The organism is Mesorhizobium sp. LSJC280B00 (genome assembly GCF_000502835.1).
In the GTDB taxonomy this organism is placed as follows: domain Bacteria; phylum Pseudomonadota; class Alphaproteobacteria; order Rhizobiales; family Rhizobiaceae; genus Mesorhizobium.
On the sequence record NZ_AYVL01000004.1, the window covers coordinates 427,075 to 443,773 of the forward strand.

Consider the following 16,699-nt stretch of genomic DNA (forward strand, 5'->3'; position numbering starts at 1 on the left):
ACCATAAATGGCTGTCAACGGGGATGTGCTATTGTGCGCCGGCCGTGCGGTTGGTCGGCAATGGGGAGGAAAAGATGAAAGTCGTTGCGCTCGAAACGCTGCAGCTGGCGGAGTTCCCGTTCCTGTTCTGGCTGCGCGTCCACACCGATGCCGGCCTCATCGGCACCGGCGAGACTTTCTGGGCGCCGGGTCCGGTCGCCTCCTATATCCACGACAATGTCGCCGCCTATCTCCTCGGCAAGGATCCGCGCGACATCGAGCTGCATGACCGCACGCTGGGCAGCGTCTATGTCGGCGCGCGCGATTCCGGCGCCGAAGTGCGCGGCAATTCCGCCGTCAACATCGCGCTGTGGGATATCTATGGCCAGGCGCTCGGCGAGCCGGTCTGGCGGCTGCTTGGCGGCCGTACCCACAAGACCGTGCCGATCTACAACACCTGCGCCGGCTACAAGCATGTCCGCGCCACAAGGAAGAACGCGCTGTTCGAACGTGGCGAAGACTGGTCGCTTAAGGCTGGCGACTCGAACGAAGGCCCATATGAGGATTTGCTCGCCTGGCGCTACAATGCCGGCGACCTCGCCAAGAGCCTGAAATCGGAAGGCATCGGCGCGATGAAGATATGGCCGTTCGACATCGCCGCCGAGGCCTCGAACGGCACCCGCATTTCGCTTGCCGACCTCGACAAGGCGCTGGAGCCCTTCCAGAAAATCCGCGACGCCGTCGGCCGCGACATGGAGATCATGGTCGAGCTGCACGGGTTGTGGACCTTGCCGCCAGTGCTGCGCATCGCCGAGGCGTTGACGCCCTATGACGTCGCCTGGCTGGAGGAGCCCATCCGTTACAACGAGCTTGACGCCATGGCCGAGCTTGTCCGCCACACCTCCATTCCGATCGCCGCCAGCGAGCGGCTGGCCTCGCGGCAGATGTTCAAGCAATTGATCGACAAGCGCGCCGCTTCGGTCATCATGATCGATCTTGCCTGGTGCGGCGGGCTCTCGGAAGCGCGCAAGATCGCCAACTTGGCCGAGGCCAGCGAACTGCCGGTGACACTGCACGACTGCACCGGGCCGATCGTCTATGCCGCCAGTTGCGCGCTCTCGGCGACTTTGCCGAACGTCAACTACCAGGAAGCGGTGCGCGCCTATTTCACCGGCTGGTACACCGAGATTGTCGCCGACATTCCGCAGGTCAGCAATGGCCATGTCGCGCCGCTCGAAGGGCCGGGGCTTGGCCCCAGCCTGCGGCCGGAGCTGTTCCAGCGGCCTGACGCGACGGTGCGCGTCACCAAAAGCTAGCCGTCATCAGGCTCTTTTCGGAGCCAGTAGACATTATGCTATTATAATCTATGATGGACCGAAGCGAGTGACCGACAAGCTCGCCGCCGGCGCTTTGCCGCCCGGCACCGGACGGATTCAGGGAGGCTTTGGTGGCAATTTCTGCGGCGCGCGCACGCGAGGATCCCAGGGGTGCGCCAAACCTCCCCGACCGGAAAATCCTGCTCGACCTGTTCGAACGCATGGTGCTGTTGCGCCGCTTCGAAAGCATTGCCCAGATCGCTTGCCGCAAGGGCGAGACCCCCGGCTTCCTGCATCTCTATATCGGCGAGGAGGCGACCGGTGTCGGCGTCTGCGCGCATCTGCGCCCGACCGACTGGGTCACCTCAACCCATCGTGGCCACGGCCATGCGCTGGCCAAGGGCGCCAACCCCGGCCGGGTGATGGCCGAGCTGTTCGGCAAGGCCGATGGCATTTGCGGCGGCCGCGGCGGCACCATGCATCTCTACGACCGCTCTGTAGGCCTGTTCGGCACCAATGGCATCGTCGCCGCCGGCATCGGTCATGCCGTCGGCATCGGCATGAGCGCGCGCCAGCAAGGGCGCGACGACATTGGCGTCGCCTTCTTCGGTGACGGCGCCGCCAATCATGGCGGCTTCCACGAGGCACTCAACTTCGCCGCCGTGCAGCGGGCGCCCGCGGTCTTCGTCTGCGAGAACAACCTCTACGCCACGGCGACGCCGCTCAACTCCGTCACGCTCAATCCCGAAATCGCCACCAAGGCCGCCTCCTACGGCATGCCCGGCGTCGCGGTGGACGGCAACGACGTCTTCGCCGTCTGGCTGGCGATGAAGGAAGCCACCGAGCGCGCCCGCGCCGGCAAGGGTCCGACGCTGATCGAGGCCAAGACCTATCGCACCGTCGGTCATCATGAGGGTGATCCGGTTATCGGCACCTACCGGACGCAGGAAGAACTCGACGCCTGGATCAAGCGCGATCCGATCGACATGTTTCGCAAGCGGCTGATCGAGGACTATGGCATCGCCGATGCTGAGGCATTGGCGACGATCGAAAGCCGGATCGAGAAGGTGGTCGAGGAGGCGCTGGCCTTGGCCCGCAACTCGCCCGAGCCCGATCCGGCGACCGTGCGCCTGCATGTCTTTGCCGACCCAATCAACCCGCCGGCCGCCTTGCAGCCGCGCGCCGTCGGCGAGACGCGCACGCAAGGCTGGCTCGAGGCGGTGCGCGACGGCATTGCCGAGGAAATGCGTGCCAATCCGGCGATCCTCTATTTCGGCGAAGGCACCGGCGAACGCGGCGGCAGCTTCGCGCACACCAGGAACCTCTGGCAGGAGTTCGGCGCCGAGCGGATGGTCGACACGCCGATTTCCGAACAGGGCTTTACCGCCGCCGCCGTCGGCGCCTCGGCCACCGGTGCGCGAACCGTCTCGGACCTGATGTTTGCCGACTTCGCCTTCGAGACCGCCGGGCAGATTTTCCTGCAGGCAGCGAAGCTGCGCTACATGACGAGCGGCCTGATGAGCGCGCCGATGGTGGTGCGCGTCGGCGCCGGCGCTTTGCGCAGTTCCGGTCCGCATCACAGCGGCATCTATCACCCCATCTTCGCCCACATGCCGGGCCTCATCGTTTGCGTGCCCTCGACCCCGGCCGATGCCAAGGGGCTGATGAAGACCGCGCTGCGGGCCGGCGATCCGGTCATCATGCTCGAGCCCAAGGCGCTGTTCGCCTCCAAGGGCGAGGTGCCGGTCGGCGAGCATTATGTGCCCTTCGGCGTCGCGCGCATCGCGCGGGCCGGCACCGACATCACCATTGTAGCCGCCGGCCAGATGGTGCAACGCGCGCTGGAGGCGGCGCAGGCGCTGGCCACTGAGGGCATCGAAGCCGAAGTGATCGATCCGCGCACCATCATGCCGCTCGACATCGAGACAATCGTCGCCAGCGTGCGTAAGACTCATCGGCTGCTCATCGTCGATGAAGCCTGGGCGATGTGCGGCCTTGGCGGCGAGATCGCGCAAGCGATCAACGAACTCGCCTTCGACGAACTCGACGCCCCGCCCGGGAGGTTGCACACCGCGCCGACCTCGCATCCCTTCGCACCCGTGCTGGAGCGCGCCATGTTGGTCGACACGGCGCGCATCGTCCAGGGCGTGCGCGACGTCATCGCGGGCAAGCCGCCGGTACCGGATCACTGGTACACGGTCGGCCTGAAAAGTGCTGCGTCGGCTAATCCCGTGCCTGTTCCGGCCAAGCCGCAACCCGCCACGCCGGCGCCAACGACTGCACCTGCCGTCAGCGACGACGAGCCGATAACCATGCCGTTCGGCGATCTCACCGTCAGCGAAGGCACGGTCGTCAAATGGCTGAAGGCGGTCGGCGATGCGATCAAGGAGGGCGAACTGATCGCCGAGATCGAGACCGACAAGGCGGTGGTCGAGATCGAGGCGCCGATCAGCGGCACGCTTGCCGCGATCGACCAGCCGGTCGGCGCGGTCGTGCCGATGGGCGGCCGCATCGGTGGCATCAAGAAATAATCATTTGTTCCCAATGAAATCCGAAGGGCAAGCATGAAGATCCTGTGCGCCAACTGGCAAGCCGCCGACGAAGCCGAACTCGAGCGTGAGCACTATCCTGACATCGAGCACATCCTCGCCAGATCGACCAACGACAAGGCCGCCAGTCTCGATCCGGCTGTCTGCGAGACGGTCGATGCCGTCATCAACTATTCGCCGACCCACAATGTCGCCGCCGCCCCGTCAGCGTTTCCCAAAGCACGAATCGCCGTGCGCTCCGGCGTCGGCTTCGACAACATCGATACGTCAGGCTGGGGCGCACGCAGGATTCCGGCCTGCAATGTGCCGGACTACGGAACCACCGAAGTCGCCGACCACGCCATCGGCCTGATGCTGGCGCTGACGCGCGGTACATCAGCCTATGGCGCAGAGCTTTCCGGCAATGGCGCCGAGGGCTGGCATTTCTCCAAGGCGCCGCTTGTGCGTCGGCACAAGGGCGCCACCTTCGGCGTTGTCGGTCTTGGTCGCATTGGGCTGGCCACCGCCCGCCGCGCCGCAGCCTTCGACATGAAGGTGGTGTTCTACGATCCGCATCTTCTGTCCGGCGTCGATCTGTCGACCGGTTACGAGCGGGTTCATTCGCCGGCCGAACTGATGGGGCGAGCGGATGTGGTCAGCGTCCACACCCCGTTGAGCGAGGAAACCCGCAAGCTGCTTGGCGCGGCCGCCTTCGCCGCCGCCAAGCCTGGGCTTGTCCTCATCAACACGGCGCGCGGCCCGATCGTCGATCTCGACGCGCTGGAAGCGGCAATGCGCGAGGGCACCGTCGCCGGCGCCGGACTGGACGTGCTGCCGAACGAGCCCGGTGACCTCGACCATCCGCTGCTGGCGGCGTGGCGCCGCCGCGAGCCGTGGATCGCCAACCGGCTGGCCGTCACCCCGCACGCGGCCTTCTACAGCCCGGCGTCGATGCGCGACCTCAGGCTGAAATCGATCGAGGTCGTGCACGCCTATATCGCCGAGGGCCGGCTCACCAACTGCGTCAATGCGGAGTATCTCAAATGAACATGGCGGTGGCGCAGTCCCCGCGGCTGGCTGTTTCACCCTATGCACGCCGCCTGGCGCGCGAGCGCGCTCTTCCGCTCGAAGCCCTTCGCGGCAGCGGTCCCGGCGGGCGCATCCTGGCAGCCGACGTGCTGGGCTTCGTTCCGGTCGCCGCGCCCGTAAATCTGCCTGACATCGTCGCCCCTTCTGTTGCCGTTCCCCGCATTGCCGCTTTTGCGGCGTCGGTCGCGCTGACCGCGCTCCGAGACCTGCTGGCCGCGCTGGAGAGCACGGGGAGAGCGTTCGACCTCGACGACGTGCTGTTGCGCGCGGCGGGTCGTGTATGCGGTGAGGTCCCGGATGTCGCCAAGGCCGCCGACGCGCCGGTGGCGCTTGAACTGGCAGACCGTCAGGCGGTGTTTGCAACCGTCCCTGAGATGCCCCTGACGTCGCTGTATGCAACGCGGCTTGCAGCCCTGGCCGACAACCGCGACGACGCGGAAATGCCGGCGCTGCTTTCGATCCGCCTGCTGCTCGCGAGCGACATCCGGCCGCTGATGCTGCCGCTGTTGCCGGGCCGCGCCATGCGTCTGGCTGTCTCGGTCAGCGCCGCAGGTGACCATGCCGAATGCCTGCTTGTCACAGACGCGGCAAGCGTTGACGAGATCACCGCCGCCGCGTGGCTCGCCGCCTTCAAATCGGCGATCGAACACCCGCTCAGGCTCTTCGTCTGAGGCGGTTGATGGTCATCGGCGTTGGTGTTTGGCTTTATGTATATCGTTATCCCAAAACCGGAGCCACTTTTGGGCGACATGCATAGCCTCGGGCGAAAGAAGCTATTATAAAAGCTTCGGCACAGGCGCGACGAGGCTCATGGACAACTCCGTTCCCACCATCGACAGTCTTCCCCGGCGCACGCTCGGCCGCTCGAACGGGCCGCTCTATCGCCAGCTAGCCGACATATTGCGCGAGCCGATCGGCAACGGCACCTTCCCCGTCGGCGGCGAACTGCCGAAGGAGGCGACCATTGCCGAGCATTTCGGCGTCAGCCTGATCACCGTGCGTCAAGCCTTGCGCGATCTCGAGGCCGACGGGCTGATCCGGAAGCGGTCGGCGAAACCGGCGGTGGTCATGGCGCGCAACCCGTCCGTCAATCTGAGCTGGAAATTCAAAAATTTTGCCGACATGGCGGCCTTCACCAAGGACGCGCAGTTGACGGTGAAATCCTATCGCAAGGAGGTTTCGCCCGTGCTCCAGCGCCATTTCGGCATGGGCAAGGACGAGGCGGGCTACTGCCTGCGCGGCATCCTGTCGGTGGGTGAGCAGAAGAAGGCTCAGATCACCAGCTATTTCCCGCCAACTGTCGGAGCGAAGCTGAAGCGGGACGATTTTTCCGACGTGCTGATCTTTCGTTCGGTGCAACGGCATCTCGGCCTTCGGCTGGACGTCGCGCATGTCACGGTCCGCGCCGAGATCGCCGATGAGGTCATCGCGGACGACCTCGGCATCGCGCTGGGCAGTGCGGTGCTGAGTGTGGAGATGCTCTACCAGTCGGCTGACCAGCAGAGCATCGAGTTCACCATCGCGCGGCATCCGGCCGATCTCTTCAGCATCAGCTACGACGCGCCGAACGATCTGGCCTGAACCCCGAACGATCTGGCCTGAACCCCGATCGGCGCCACCGTCGTGCGGATTTCCCTATCGCGCCCATGGACAGTTTTATAAAATTATAATAGCATCATAGCTAGGATGAAGGCCGCGCCGAAAACCACGATCGAACGTGGGTGCGCGACCCCGTCCGATGTCGAGCACTCGCCTGGTGCATGTCCGAACGTGCGCAGCGGTTCCGGGATAACGGCATGCACAAAACAAAGTCTGTCCATAAGGGGGTGTGCCTGGAAGGCACATGAAAGGCGGCGGCGTTCGCGCGGCTGACACCAAACACGGGAGGAGGAAAATCATGAAAGCAGGCGCATTCTTCGCCGGCCTTGCGGTGATCGCGACGACTTTGCTGTCGATCGATACCGTGCCGGCCAACGCACAGGACAAGAAGCCCTACACCATATATCTGTCCAACAATTTCGTCGGCAACGACTGGCGCCAGCAGATGCTGCGCAGCGCCGACATCGCGGTCAAGAAGCCGCCGCTCGCCGGTCGCGTCGACCTCAAGGTCGAGGTGGTCGAGACCACGGTCCAGGCGCAGATCAATTCCCTCAACAACATCATTCGCAACAAGCCCGACGCCATCGTGATCGACGCGGGCTCCGGCGAAGCGCTCAACCCGACGATCGAGAAGGCCTGCAAGGCCGGCATCGTGGTCATCGCCTTCGACCAGATCGTCAGCGCGCCCTGCGCTTACACGATGGAGTCCGACTGGGGCCGCGCACCGCGCGTGGAGGCCGAATGGCTGGTCAAGAAACTCGGCGGCAAGGGCAAGATCCTCGTTGATCGCGGGCTTGCCAGTGCTCCGATCTCGGCCCAGCTGCAGGGTGGTTTCGAGGAAGTCATCAAGAAATATCCCGGCATTGAAGTGGTCGGCTATTTCAACGGCGACTATGCACTGGGACCGGAGCAGGCCGGCGTCGCCAGCCTGCTGGCGGCGCACCCGCAAGTCGACGCCATCTTCGTCCAGGGCTACGGCGCCGGAGCGATCAAGGCGCTGCAGGATGCCGGTCGTCCGATCGTTCCCATCACCGGCAGTCCGTTCAACCTGACGACGACGACCTGTGCGCAGACCCAGGGCGCCCAGTGCATCCTTGCACCCAACCCTGCCTATCTGTCGGCCGAGGCCTTGAAGCTCGCGGTGGAGATACTGGACGGCAATAAGCCGGCGGAGAAAAAGATCCTGCTGCGCAACGCCTTCCTCACCACCGATCCGGTCCCGTCGGGATTGTATCCCGACGCGACCATGCAGAAGATAGACGTCGGCAAGAATGCCTTTCCGGACATGGCGCCGGGCCTGTTTCTTCCCGTCAGCCCGGACTGGGTTGAAATCACCCCGGCCGAGGCCGCCGGCTCGAAATGACGATGCCTGCCGATCGGTGACGAAATGGTCGCCTCCAGGCCTCTCCAATGCGCCTTCGCTTAAATTGACAAGGCGCATTGGTACCGGTATCAATTTACACGCAGCACCCACCAAGATGGCGAAGTCCGTCACCGGCTGATGCAGGAAACACGAAGGAGGAGAGATCATGAAACTGAAGACATTTTGCGGGGGATTGGCAGCTCTTGCCATGGCCGCAATCTCGGTGAACACAGCGCCGAGCCACGCCGAGAACAAGAAGCCCTACACCATCTATCTCTCGAATAATTTCGTCGGCAATGACTGGCGCCAGCAGATGGAGCGTGTCGCCACCGTTTCGGTGAACAAGGGGCCGCTGAAGGGCCGCGTCGACCTCAAGATCGAGAATGTCGAGAACACCGTCCAGGCGCAGATCAATTCGCTGAACAACATCATCCGCCAGAAGCCGGACGCCATCCTTGTCGATGCCGGTTCGGACTCGGCCTTGAATCCGACCATCAAGAAGGCCTGCGACGCCGGTATCGTCGTCATCAGCTTCGACCAGGTGGTGACCGAACCGTGCGCATTTGCCGTCGCGTCCGACTGGGATCGCATTCCCTCGGTGATGGCCGAGTGGATGGCTACGCAGCTTGGCGGCAAGGGCAACATCATCCTCGACCGTGGCCTCGCCGGCGCGCCGATCTCGGCACAGTTGCAGCAAGGCTATGAGAAGGTGTTGGCCAAATATCCCGACATCAAGGTCGTCGGTTACTACAACGGCAACTATGCACTCGGTCCGGAACAGTCGGGTGTCGCGGCCCTGCTTGCCGCCAATCCGAAGATCGACGGCATCATGACGCAAGGCTATGGCTCCGGCGCTATCCAGGCGCTGAAGGATGCCGGCCGCCCGATCGTCCCGGTCGTCGGCTTCTCCTACAATGTCGCGGCCGTCACTTGCGCGCAGACGCAAGGCGCCAAGTGCATCCTTGGTTCCAACCCGGCCTATCTTTCCTCGGAAGCGATCAAGCTCGCGGTCGACATTCTCGACACCGGCAAGAAGCCGGCCGAGCGCTCGGTTTCGGTCAAGGGTGATTTCGTCACCACCGATCCCTTCGAGTCCAAGCTGTATCCTGGCACCAAGATGATCAAGATCGCGATTGGCGAAAATGCCTTCCCGGACCAGGCGCCCGGCCTGACGCTGCCGATCACGCCGGACTGGGTCGAGATCACCGCTGCGGAAGCGGCCGGTACCAAGTAACATCTTCTGACCACGACCCGTCTCCCGGCATCGCAAGATGTCGGGAGAGCTTCTCGAAGGCGCAAGCATGGACCTTGTCACCGTCAACGGCCTGTCCAAACGCTATGGCGGCATCGTCGCGCTGAGTGAGGCGACATTCAGCGCCCGTGCCGGCGAAGTGCACGCGCTGCTCGGTGAGAACGGCGCGGGCAAAAGCACCTTCATTCAGATCCTGTCGGGCGCCGTGCAGCACGACGGCGGCTCGATCCTGGTCGATGGCCAGGACTATCGCCCGGCCAATCCGGATGCCGCGCAGGTGCGCGGCATTGCCGCTGTGTTCCAGGAACTGTCGCTGATCCCCGATCTCAGCGTCGAGCAGAACATCTGGTTCCGCCACGAACCGCGTACGCTGCTGCGCACCGTCAATCGCGCAGAGATGCGCCGCAAGACGCTGGCGCTGCTCGAAAAATACAATTTTCCAGTATTGCGCCCGGACCAGGAATTGCGGCGGCTGACACTGGCCGAACGGCAGATCGTCGAGATCGCCAAGGGACTGGCCAAGGACCCGCGCATCCTGATCCTCGACGAGGCGACCTCGGCGCTGCCCGCGCGGGAGGCGGAGTGGTTGCTCAAGCTTACTCGGCAGCTCGCCGCCGAGGGCAGGCTGGTCATCTTCATCTCGCACCGCATGGCCGAGGTGCGCGCCATCGCCGACCGGCTGACCATCTTCCGCAATGGCAGCACCATTGCCGTGCATGAAGCCAACGCCGTCTCCGACAACGAGATCGTCACCCAGATGATCGGCCGGCACCTCGACCGGCTCTACCCCGAGCGTATTGCCACCGCGACCGATCGCATCGCGCTGAGCGTCAAGAATTTTTCGAGCGGCAGCCGGCTCTCCGGCGTCGACTTTGCGCTGCGCGAGGGCGAGGTGCTCGGCGTCGGCGGCCTGCAGGGCCATGGCCAGCGCGAGCTGTTCCAGGCGCTGTTCGGCGCCAGCAAGGCGAGCGGTACCATCGAGCTCTGGGGCAAGCCGGTTTCGATCGCCAATCCGCGCCAGGCCCTGATCGGCAAGGATGGTATCGCATTGGTGCCGGAGGATCGGCGCGGGCAGGGGCTGCTTCTGACCAAGAGTGTGCGCGAGAACCTGACCCTGTCCGTTATCAGGCGTTTCACCGAAAATGGCTTGCTCAGCCGGCAAAAGGAAGCGGCTCTGGTCAAGGAAATGGTCGACTTCCTGCGCATCAAGGCCGGCACGCCGGAACAGCTTGCCGGCACTTTGTCCGGCGGCAACCAGCAGAAGGTGATCTTCGGCAAGATGCTGCTCACGCAAGCGCGCGTGCTGCTGCTCTACGATCCGACGCGCGGCGTCGATGTCGGCACCAAGGGCGAGATCTTCCAGCTGATGCGCGACCTCGCGGCCAAGGGCTATGCAATCCTGTTCCATTCGAGCGACATGCCGGAGCTCGTTCATGTCGCCGACCGCGTGCTGGTGATGCGCAACGGCGGTGTTGCCGCGACGTTGGAGGGCGACCGCATTTCGGAGGCGGGCATTTTGCGCGCCGCGATGCTTGAAAGCGAGGCGGCCTGAGGCATGGTGATGGCGATCGCGGAGCAACCTGTGGAAATGGCGCAAAGGCCCGCAGAAATGAAATCCGCCAAGCCGGGTATCGACTGGCGCGGCCGCCTGCTCGATCGCGCGCCGTTCCTCGTCGCATGCCTGATGCTGGCCTTGATCGTCGCCATCTATGGCAGCCTGCAATCCGGCGTCTTTTCGCTGGATGAGCTGAACCTGGACACGGCGGCGGCATTGACGCTGATGCTGGCGGCGACCGGCCAGACCATCGTGCTGGTGCGCGGCGGCATTGATCTGTCGATCGGCGGCATGATCAGCCTCGGTACGGTGATCGCGGCAACGCGCTTCACCGACGACCCCTCGACCACCGCCCTTTGGGCGTTGGCCATCCTCGCGCTCGGCTTCCTGATCGGCGCGCTCAATGGTTTGCTGATCTCGCTGCTCAAGCTACAGCCCTTCCTGGTGACGCTCGCCACATGGTCGATCCTCAACGGCGTCGCCATGATTATCCTGCCGACCGATGGCGGCAGTGTGCCAGGCTGGTGGGTCAGCTTCGGCTACGCGCAACTGTTTGGCCTGACCAGCCCGGTCTGGATGCTGCTGGCACTGCTGCTGTTCTGGTGGTGGTTCCGCGCTACCCTCGTCGGCATCACCATCCAGGCGACAGGCTCCAACGAAAAGTCGGCCTTCCTGTCGGGCGTATCGATCACCCGCGTCAACGTCATCACCTATGGCCTCTCCGGCCTGTTCGCGGCGGGGGCGGCACTGTTTCTGACGACGCAGACCGGTGCCGGGTCGCCAACCATCGGTAAGGACTACATCCTGCCTTCGGTGGCGGCGGCGGTCATCGGCGGCGTCAGCCTGTTCGGCGGCCGCGGCCATCTCGCCGGCACGCTGATCGGCGCCTTCGTGCTCACCCTGATCGGCAATCTGGTCTTCGTCCTGCATGTGTCGAGCTACTGGCAGCCGGTGGCTTCCGGCGTCATCCTGCTGCTCTCGGTGCTGGCCAGTTCCGTCGCCGAGAAAGCCGCAAGGGGCCGTGTCCAATGAGCGCCTTCCTCGCCCGCAACCGGCTCATCGTGCTTGCCTATGCCGGCATGGTCGTGCTGCTCCTGGTCACGGCGCTGTTCTCGCCGGGCTTCCTGTCGGTCTCCAACATGCGCTCCACCGTCGTGCTGGCCGCCTTCGTCGGCATCGTCGCGCTCGGCCAGACCTTCGTCATCATCGGCGGCGGCATCGACCTGTCGGTGCCATGGGTGCTCAATTCGGCGGCAATTGTCATGGCGTTGCTGTGCGGCGGCCAGGACCTGCCGCTGGTCTGGGTCATGCCGCTGCTGCTCGCCGGCGGCGCCTTCATCGGGCTGATCAACGGCGTCGGCGTCGCCCAGTTCGGCGTGCCGCCAATCATCATGACACTGGCCACCAACGTCATCCTGCAAGGCTTGATCCTGGTGCTGACCGGCGGTTCGCCGACGCCTTCGGCGCCGGCCTTGATCCAATACCTTTCGGTAGGTCGCATCGGCGCCTTCCCGGTCATCGCGCTGATCTGGCTTGCGCTGACGCTGGTGGCGACGCTGCTGCTCTCCAAGGCAGCGTTCGGCCGCCATCTCTATGCGCTCGGCACCAGCGCCACCGTCGCAGAATTCTCCGGTGTGCCAACGGCGCGCACCACCATCCTGACCTATGTGATTTCCGGCCTCACCGCCGCCTTCGCCGGTATGTTGCTCACCGGCTATTCCGGCCAGGCCTATCTCGGCATGGGCGACGCCTATCTGTTCACCTCGATCGCGGCGGTCGCCATCGGCGGCGCCTCGATCCTCGGCGGCAGCGGCCACTATCTCGGCACCGTCGCCGGCGCCATGGTGCTCACCATCCTCACCGGCCTGTTGCCGGCGCTGAACCTGTCGAGCGGTGCGCTGCTCATCGTCTATGGCGCGGTGATCCTGCTCACCGTATCGATCGGCAGCGAGACCTTCGCCGGTCTCGGCGGCAAGATGCGCAGAAAGGAGAGCTGACCATGGTCGAAATCATCTGTGTCGTCGATGCTAGGGCCGAGCTCGGCGAAGGCACGCTCTGGGACCCGAAGGCCGGCGTGCTGTGGTGGATCGACATCTGGAAGAAGCTGATCCATCGCTACGATCCATCGAACGGCAAGGACGAGGTCTTCGAGACGCCGGAATATCTCGGCTGCCTTGGCCTGCGCGAGAAGGGCGGCCTGGTGCTGACCATGACAAACGGCTTCCATTTCTTCGACCCGGCAACCGGCAAGTTCGAGGCGATCGTCGACCCGGAAGCACATATGCCGAAGACCCGCTTCAACGACGGCAAGCCGGACCGCCAGGGCCGTTTCTGGTCGGGTTCGATGTTCGAGGTACCGGGCCAGCCGATCGAATTCATCGGCGCGCTCTACCGGCTCGATCCAGACCTTTCGGTCCACAAGATGATCGACGGCATCGGCTGCTCCAACGGGCTGGCCTGGAGCCCGGATTCAAAGACCATGTATTTCTCCGACAGCCATGCCGGCGCGGTGTGGGCCTATGATTTCGATGCCGCCACCGGCGAGATCGAGAACCGGCGTACCTTCATCGACATGACGGTGACCGGCGGCGTCGCCGATGGCGCCACCGTCGATGCGGAAGGCTGCTACTGGGTGACGATCCCGGTGACCGGCAAGGTCTGTCGCTACGATCCGGACGGCGAGCTGATGCAGACCGTGCTGCTGCCGACCGACCTGCCGACCTGCTGCGAGTTCGGTGGCAAGGACCTCGACATCCTCTACGTCACCTCGGCCGTGCTCCGGCGTCCGGCCAGTCACTTCGTCCGCCAGAAGAATCCGGGCGGACTGTTCGCGCTCGACGTCGGCGTCAAGGGCCTGACCTTGCCAGCGTTCAACGGCTGACCCGCTTTGGCTAAACAGCCGGCATGACCAGCGGTGTCTCGACTTTGCGTATCCAGATAGCCTGCATAGAGCGATAGCGGCCAGCACAGCGCGAAGTAGATGATCGACACCGTGCCGAACGCCACGACCGGCTGAAAGTCACGGTGTTGACCTGTGTGGCGGCGCCGGCAAGCTCGGTCAGCCCGATCAGCTCTCGTCTTGACGATCTGCACCATGAAGCCGACGGTCGGTGGCAGCATCAGCCGCACCGCTTGCGGGACGATCACCAGCCGCAACGTGCGCGTGAAGCGAAAACCGAGCGCCGTGGCTGCTTCCCACTGGGCTTTGGGCGGAAGATTTCGCCGAAGAACTACAAGCAGCTTGAGGCGTTCCGGGCTGTGATGGAGGCGGGAACCGTGACCGGCGCAAGTGAGCATTTGCATATCGCCTAGCCATCGGTCAGCGCGCACATCTCCAACCTTGAACACGCGTTGAAGATTCAGCTGTTCATACGGCGTGCGGGTCGCCTGGTCCCAACCGCAGAAGCGATGCTGCTCAACGAGGAGGTTGGCCAGATCGTCAAGGGTATGCCTCGGATTCGCCGCTTGGCGGACGACATTACGCAGCTCGAGGCCGGCGGCCTCGCCATCGGCGTCTATCCAGCTCTTGCAAGTATCGTCCTGCCGCGTTTTCTCAGGGATTTTGCCGGCCGCCATCCGAAGGCTCGGATGGGCATTTTGCCCAACGCCTCACCGAGGATTGCCGAATTGACCGCTGGACGGCAGATTGACGTTGGCCTCATCCAGGCGCCGGTGGTCGACACCGCGATCAGCTGCGATCTGATCTTCGAAGCCGAATGCGTCTGTGTGGCGCCGCTCGACCATGCCTTTGCCAACGAAGCTGTCATCGACCCACCCCACCTCGCAGAGCAGGCATTCATCGCCTTGGGACGAGACGATCGTACCAGGCAGGATATTGACCGCGCGCTCGTCGATGCGGGCATTTCCATCGACTGCCGTTTTGAAACCCCTTTCGCCGACACAGCTTGCGCGCTCGTCGCACAAGGCCTGGGAGTTTCGATCGTCGATCCGTTTTCTGCAGCCCGGTGGGAAGGCCAACTTGCCATCCACCTTTCGCTGCTCGACTTCCCTGTCACATCTACATGACACGCAACCGCACGCAGGTGTCGACGATGCTGCAGCAGGTATTCGAGCGGGAATTCCGAACCGCCCTTGAGGACAACCTAAGTGGTAATGTGAGGCTGCTTTAGCAGAAGCGAGGCGACGCCTGGGTCGGCTAGCGACAGAGCGGGTTCGGCACAATCACTGGATCATGAAGCGCGAGCTGAACGGCAGGCTCGCCGCTCCCACGGCCTTCGGGCTGATGGTGACCCGCGCCGGCAACGCTTCGATGGTGACGAATTCGCGGTTGATGTCGGCGCACAACGCCTTGGCGATTTTCCGCGGCGCATAGCTGGACAGGACGACCGTCCTGAACTCAACAAACTGGGTCAGCGCCGAAATCGACGCTTTCAGGCGATTGGAGCATTCCCCCAGCCATTCGCTGTAGGCCTCTCCGAGATCAGGCCACTCCGGGTTGCTGCTCCAGATGATTTGGGACGGGCGCCCGCGCCTGGTCAGTTCGCTCTCCAGGCGCACAAGGCCATGATCGAAGCTTGCGCTGGAGTTTCCCTTGTAGATCTGGTGATTGAGGATAAGCCTGCTTTGTAGTCTCGCGCCGAGATAGAAGAACAAATAGTCGTTCAGCGGCTTTGCGACGCCGAACATGCTCTCGCCGCCGGCTGCCGCGGTGATGTCGTTCTGCACGAAAACCGGCAGCTTGCTCTGCTCTTCGATCTCGCCTTGCAGAGCCTTCAAGGAGGTGCTCGATCCGTTGCGGATTGCAGCCATGGCGTCGACTTCGTCGGGAACAGCCAGCCCGATGCCGGCGACCCGGCCGCGCGCCTCGATCGGCAGGCTCGTCATGGCCTGCCCGATCGCTCCCAGCAAATCGCTGCTTTGCGGAAAGGGATTGGCTTCATCCGCCGGCAGCTGCTTGTGGAAGCGCACGGTGCCGATGAAGTCGATGAGCGCGATGTCGATCCTGCGCCGGCTGAAGCCGACGCCGACCGCATAGGCGCCCTCCGGATTGAGCGAAAGCGGGATGGTGGGCGGCCCGACGCGGCCGCGCTGCGCCTCGCCCTGCGAGACCAGGCCTTCCTGCTCGAGCGAGCGGACGATGACCGAGGCCGTCTGCGCCGACAGGCCGGTCTTCTCGCCGATTTCCATCCGCGAAATGCCTTCGTTCTGAAGCAGCAACGATAGCACCAGCCGCTCATTGTAGCTGCGGACGCTCAACGCATTCAGCCCGCTCGCACGATCCGCGATGCGCAAGGGATTGGGTGGTGCGAATCTCATGTCAGGCAAGGGTCGCCCCGTCGGTAAGAGCGCGTTGCCTGGCAGCGGTTTGGTTGCTCATGTCGAGCGGCTCCAGCCGATGGCGTCGACCGCGCGGGCCAGCTCCGTGCCCAGCAATCTGTGGGCTTCGGCATCGATGTGAAACCCGTCCGCTTCGCTGCAGGATACCACCGAGCCGGCATCGAAAAAGTGCAGTTCGAGCGAGTCCGCCAGAACCTCGAACTCGAGCGCCAGCAGGCGCGATTTCTCCGGCGCGCCGGCGAAGATGGACTTCCATTCCTTGACGTCGTCCTGCATCGGCGGCGGCGCCACGATCATGATTTCGGGCGTGGTGCCGCCCGGACCTGGCGCCAGCTCCTTGATGTCGTAAACGAGGCAGCCGATCCCCATCGCCACTTCCGACGGCGGCTTGTTGAAGCGGATCTTCAGGTCGTTAGTGCCGAGCATGATGATGACGAGGTCGAGCGTCGCATGGCTCTGCAGGCAAGGGCGAAGATAGGTTCGGCCGTTCTTGTGTGCTCCCTCGATCGGATCGTCATGGACGGTGGTGCGACCGCTCAATCCTTCCTCGATGACATACCAATCGGCCCCCAGCTGTGCACGCAGTATCCCCGGCCAACGCTCATCGGGACCATAGCGCTCGAGCGGCCCCCTGCCGGGGATCTGGCCGTGCGTGTTGGAGTCGCCGTAGCACAATACTGATCGCATGTTTTTCCCGCCGGGACTGACAGCGCGCCGAAG

The 16,699-nt window shown here is 64.0% G+C and carries 15 protein-coding genes; 12 read left to right on the forward strand and 3 right to left on the reverse strand.

The window, feature by feature from the left end; translation table 11 throughout:
• The first annotated feature begins 74 nt into the window (after window positions 1-74).
• The 11 genes from X773_RS48260 (at window position 75) to X773_RS48310 (ending at window position 13,562) form a co-directional block, all read left to right on the forward strand.
• Window positions 75-1,295: a mandelate racemase/muconate lactonizing enzyme family protein gene (locus tag X773_RS48260; protein WP_023675536.1), complete on the forward strand. Its 1,221-nt coding sequence runs from the start codon at window positions 75-77 to the stop codon at window positions 1,293-1,295.
• A 131-nt stretch (window positions 1,296-1,426) separates the two neighbouring features.
• The gene (locus X773_RS48265; RefSeq protein ID WP_031211417.1) at window positions 1,427-3,826 is read left to right on the forward strand and encodes a thiamine pyrophosphate-dependent enzyme; all 2,400 of its coding nucleotides are present in this window, start codon (window positions 1,427-1,429) and stop codon (window positions 3,824-3,826) included.
• 33 nt (window positions 3,827-3,859) lie between these two features.
• Window positions 3,860-4,870, forward strand: a complete 1,011-nt coding sequence (locus X773_RS48270) for a C-terminal binding protein (RefSeq protein ID WP_023675538.1) — start codon at window positions 3,860-3,862, stop codon at window positions 4,868-4,870.
• Window positions 4,867-5,583 (forward strand): E3 binding domain-containing protein, encoded by a 717-nt coding sequence (locus X773_RS48275; RefSeq protein ID WP_023675539.1) that lies wholly within the window; start codon window positions 4,867-4,869, stop codon window positions 5,581-5,583. The genes X773_RS48270 and X773_RS48275 overlap by 4 nt, the downstream gene beginning before the upstream one ends.
• Before the next feature lie 139 nt (window positions 5,584-5,722).
• Window positions 5,723-6,493 (forward strand): GntR family transcriptional regulator, encoded by a 771-nt coding sequence (locus tag X773_RS48280; protein WP_023675540.1) that lies wholly within the window; start codon window positions 5,723-5,725, stop codon window positions 6,491-6,493.
• 316 nt (window positions 6,494-6,809) lie between these two features.
• Window positions 6,810-7,874, forward strand: coding sequence for a sugar ABC transporter substrate-binding protein (locus X773_RS48285; RefSeq protein WP_023675541.1), 1,065 nt, complete (start codon window positions 6,810-6,812; stop codon window positions 7,872-7,874).
• A gap of 166 nt (window positions 7,875-8,040) precedes the next feature.
• Window positions 8,041-9,108 carry a substrate-binding domain-containing protein gene (locus tag X773_RS48290; protein ID WP_023675542.1) on the forward strand — a complete coding sequence of 356 codons (1,068 nt, stop codon included), beginning with the start codon at window positions 8,041-8,043 and terminating at the stop codon, window positions 9,106-9,108.
• A 67-nt stretch (window positions 9,109-9,175) separates the two neighbouring features.
• Window positions 9,176-10,678 carry a sugar ABC transporter ATP-binding protein gene (locus X773_RS48295; RefSeq protein ID WP_031211418.1) on the forward strand — a complete coding sequence of 501 codons (1,503 nt, stop codon included), beginning with the start codon at window positions 9,176-9,178 and terminating at the stop codon, window positions 10,676-10,678.
• Window positions 10,679-10,735: 57 nt separating this feature from the next.
• The gene (locus tag X773_RS48300) at window positions 10,736-11,713 is read left to right on the forward strand and encodes an ABC transporter permease (protein WP_245274641.1); all 978 of its coding nucleotides are present in this window, start codon (window positions 10,736-10,738) and stop codon (window positions 11,711-11,713) included.
• Window positions 11,710-12,678 (forward strand): ABC transporter permease, encoded by a 969-nt coding sequence (locus X773_RS48305; RefSeq protein WP_023675545.1) that lies wholly within the window; start codon window positions 11,710-11,712, stop codon window positions 12,676-12,678. Before X773_RS48300 ends, X773_RS48305 begins: the two co-directional genes overlap by 4 nt.
• Before the next feature lie 2 nt (window positions 12,679-12,680).
• Window positions 12,681-13,562, forward strand: coding sequence for an SMP-30/gluconolactonase/LRE family protein (locus X773_RS48310; RefSeq protein WP_023675546.1), 882 nt, complete (start codon window positions 12,681-12,683; stop codon window positions 13,560-13,562).
• On the opposite strand, the gene X773_RS77275 is transcribed toward X773_RS48310, so the two are convergent.
• Window positions 13,475-14,257: a hypothetical protein gene (locus X773_RS77275; RefSeq protein WP_198023543.1), complete on the reverse strand. Its 783-nt coding sequence runs from the start codon at window positions 14,255-14,257 to the stop codon at window positions 13,475-13,477. The two genes, X773_RS48310 and X773_RS77275, sit on opposite strands and share 88 nt — an antisense overlap.
• On the opposite strand from X773_RS77275, the gene X773_RS48320 reads away from it, so the two are divergent.
• The gene (locus tag X773_RS48320; RefSeq protein WP_198023537.1) at window positions 14,147-14,707 is read left to right on the forward strand and encodes a LysR substrate-binding domain-containing protein; all 561 of its coding nucleotides are present in this window, start codon (window positions 14,147-14,149) and stop codon (window positions 14,705-14,707) included. The genes X773_RS77275 and X773_RS48320 overlap by 111 nt on opposite strands.
• A gap of 156 nt (window positions 14,708-14,863) precedes the next feature.
• On the opposite strand, the gene X773_RS48325 is transcribed toward X773_RS48320, so the two are convergent.
• Both X773_RS48325 and X773_RS48330 read right to left on the reverse strand, forming a co-directional pair.
• The gene (locus X773_RS48325; protein WP_023675550.1) at window positions 14,864-15,958 is read right to left on the reverse strand and encodes an ROK family transcriptional regulator; all 1,095 of its coding nucleotides are present in this window, start codon (window positions 15,956-15,958) and stop codon (window positions 14,864-14,866) included.
• A gap of 57 nt (window positions 15,959-16,015) precedes the next feature.
• Window positions 16,016-16,666 carry an SGNH/GDSL hydrolase family protein gene (locus X773_RS48330; RefSeq protein ID WP_023675551.1) on the reverse strand — a complete coding sequence of 217 codons (651 nt, stop codon included), beginning with the start codon at window positions 16,664-16,666 and terminating at the stop codon, window positions 16,016-16,018.
• Window positions 16,667-16,699: the final 33 nt, after the last annotated feature.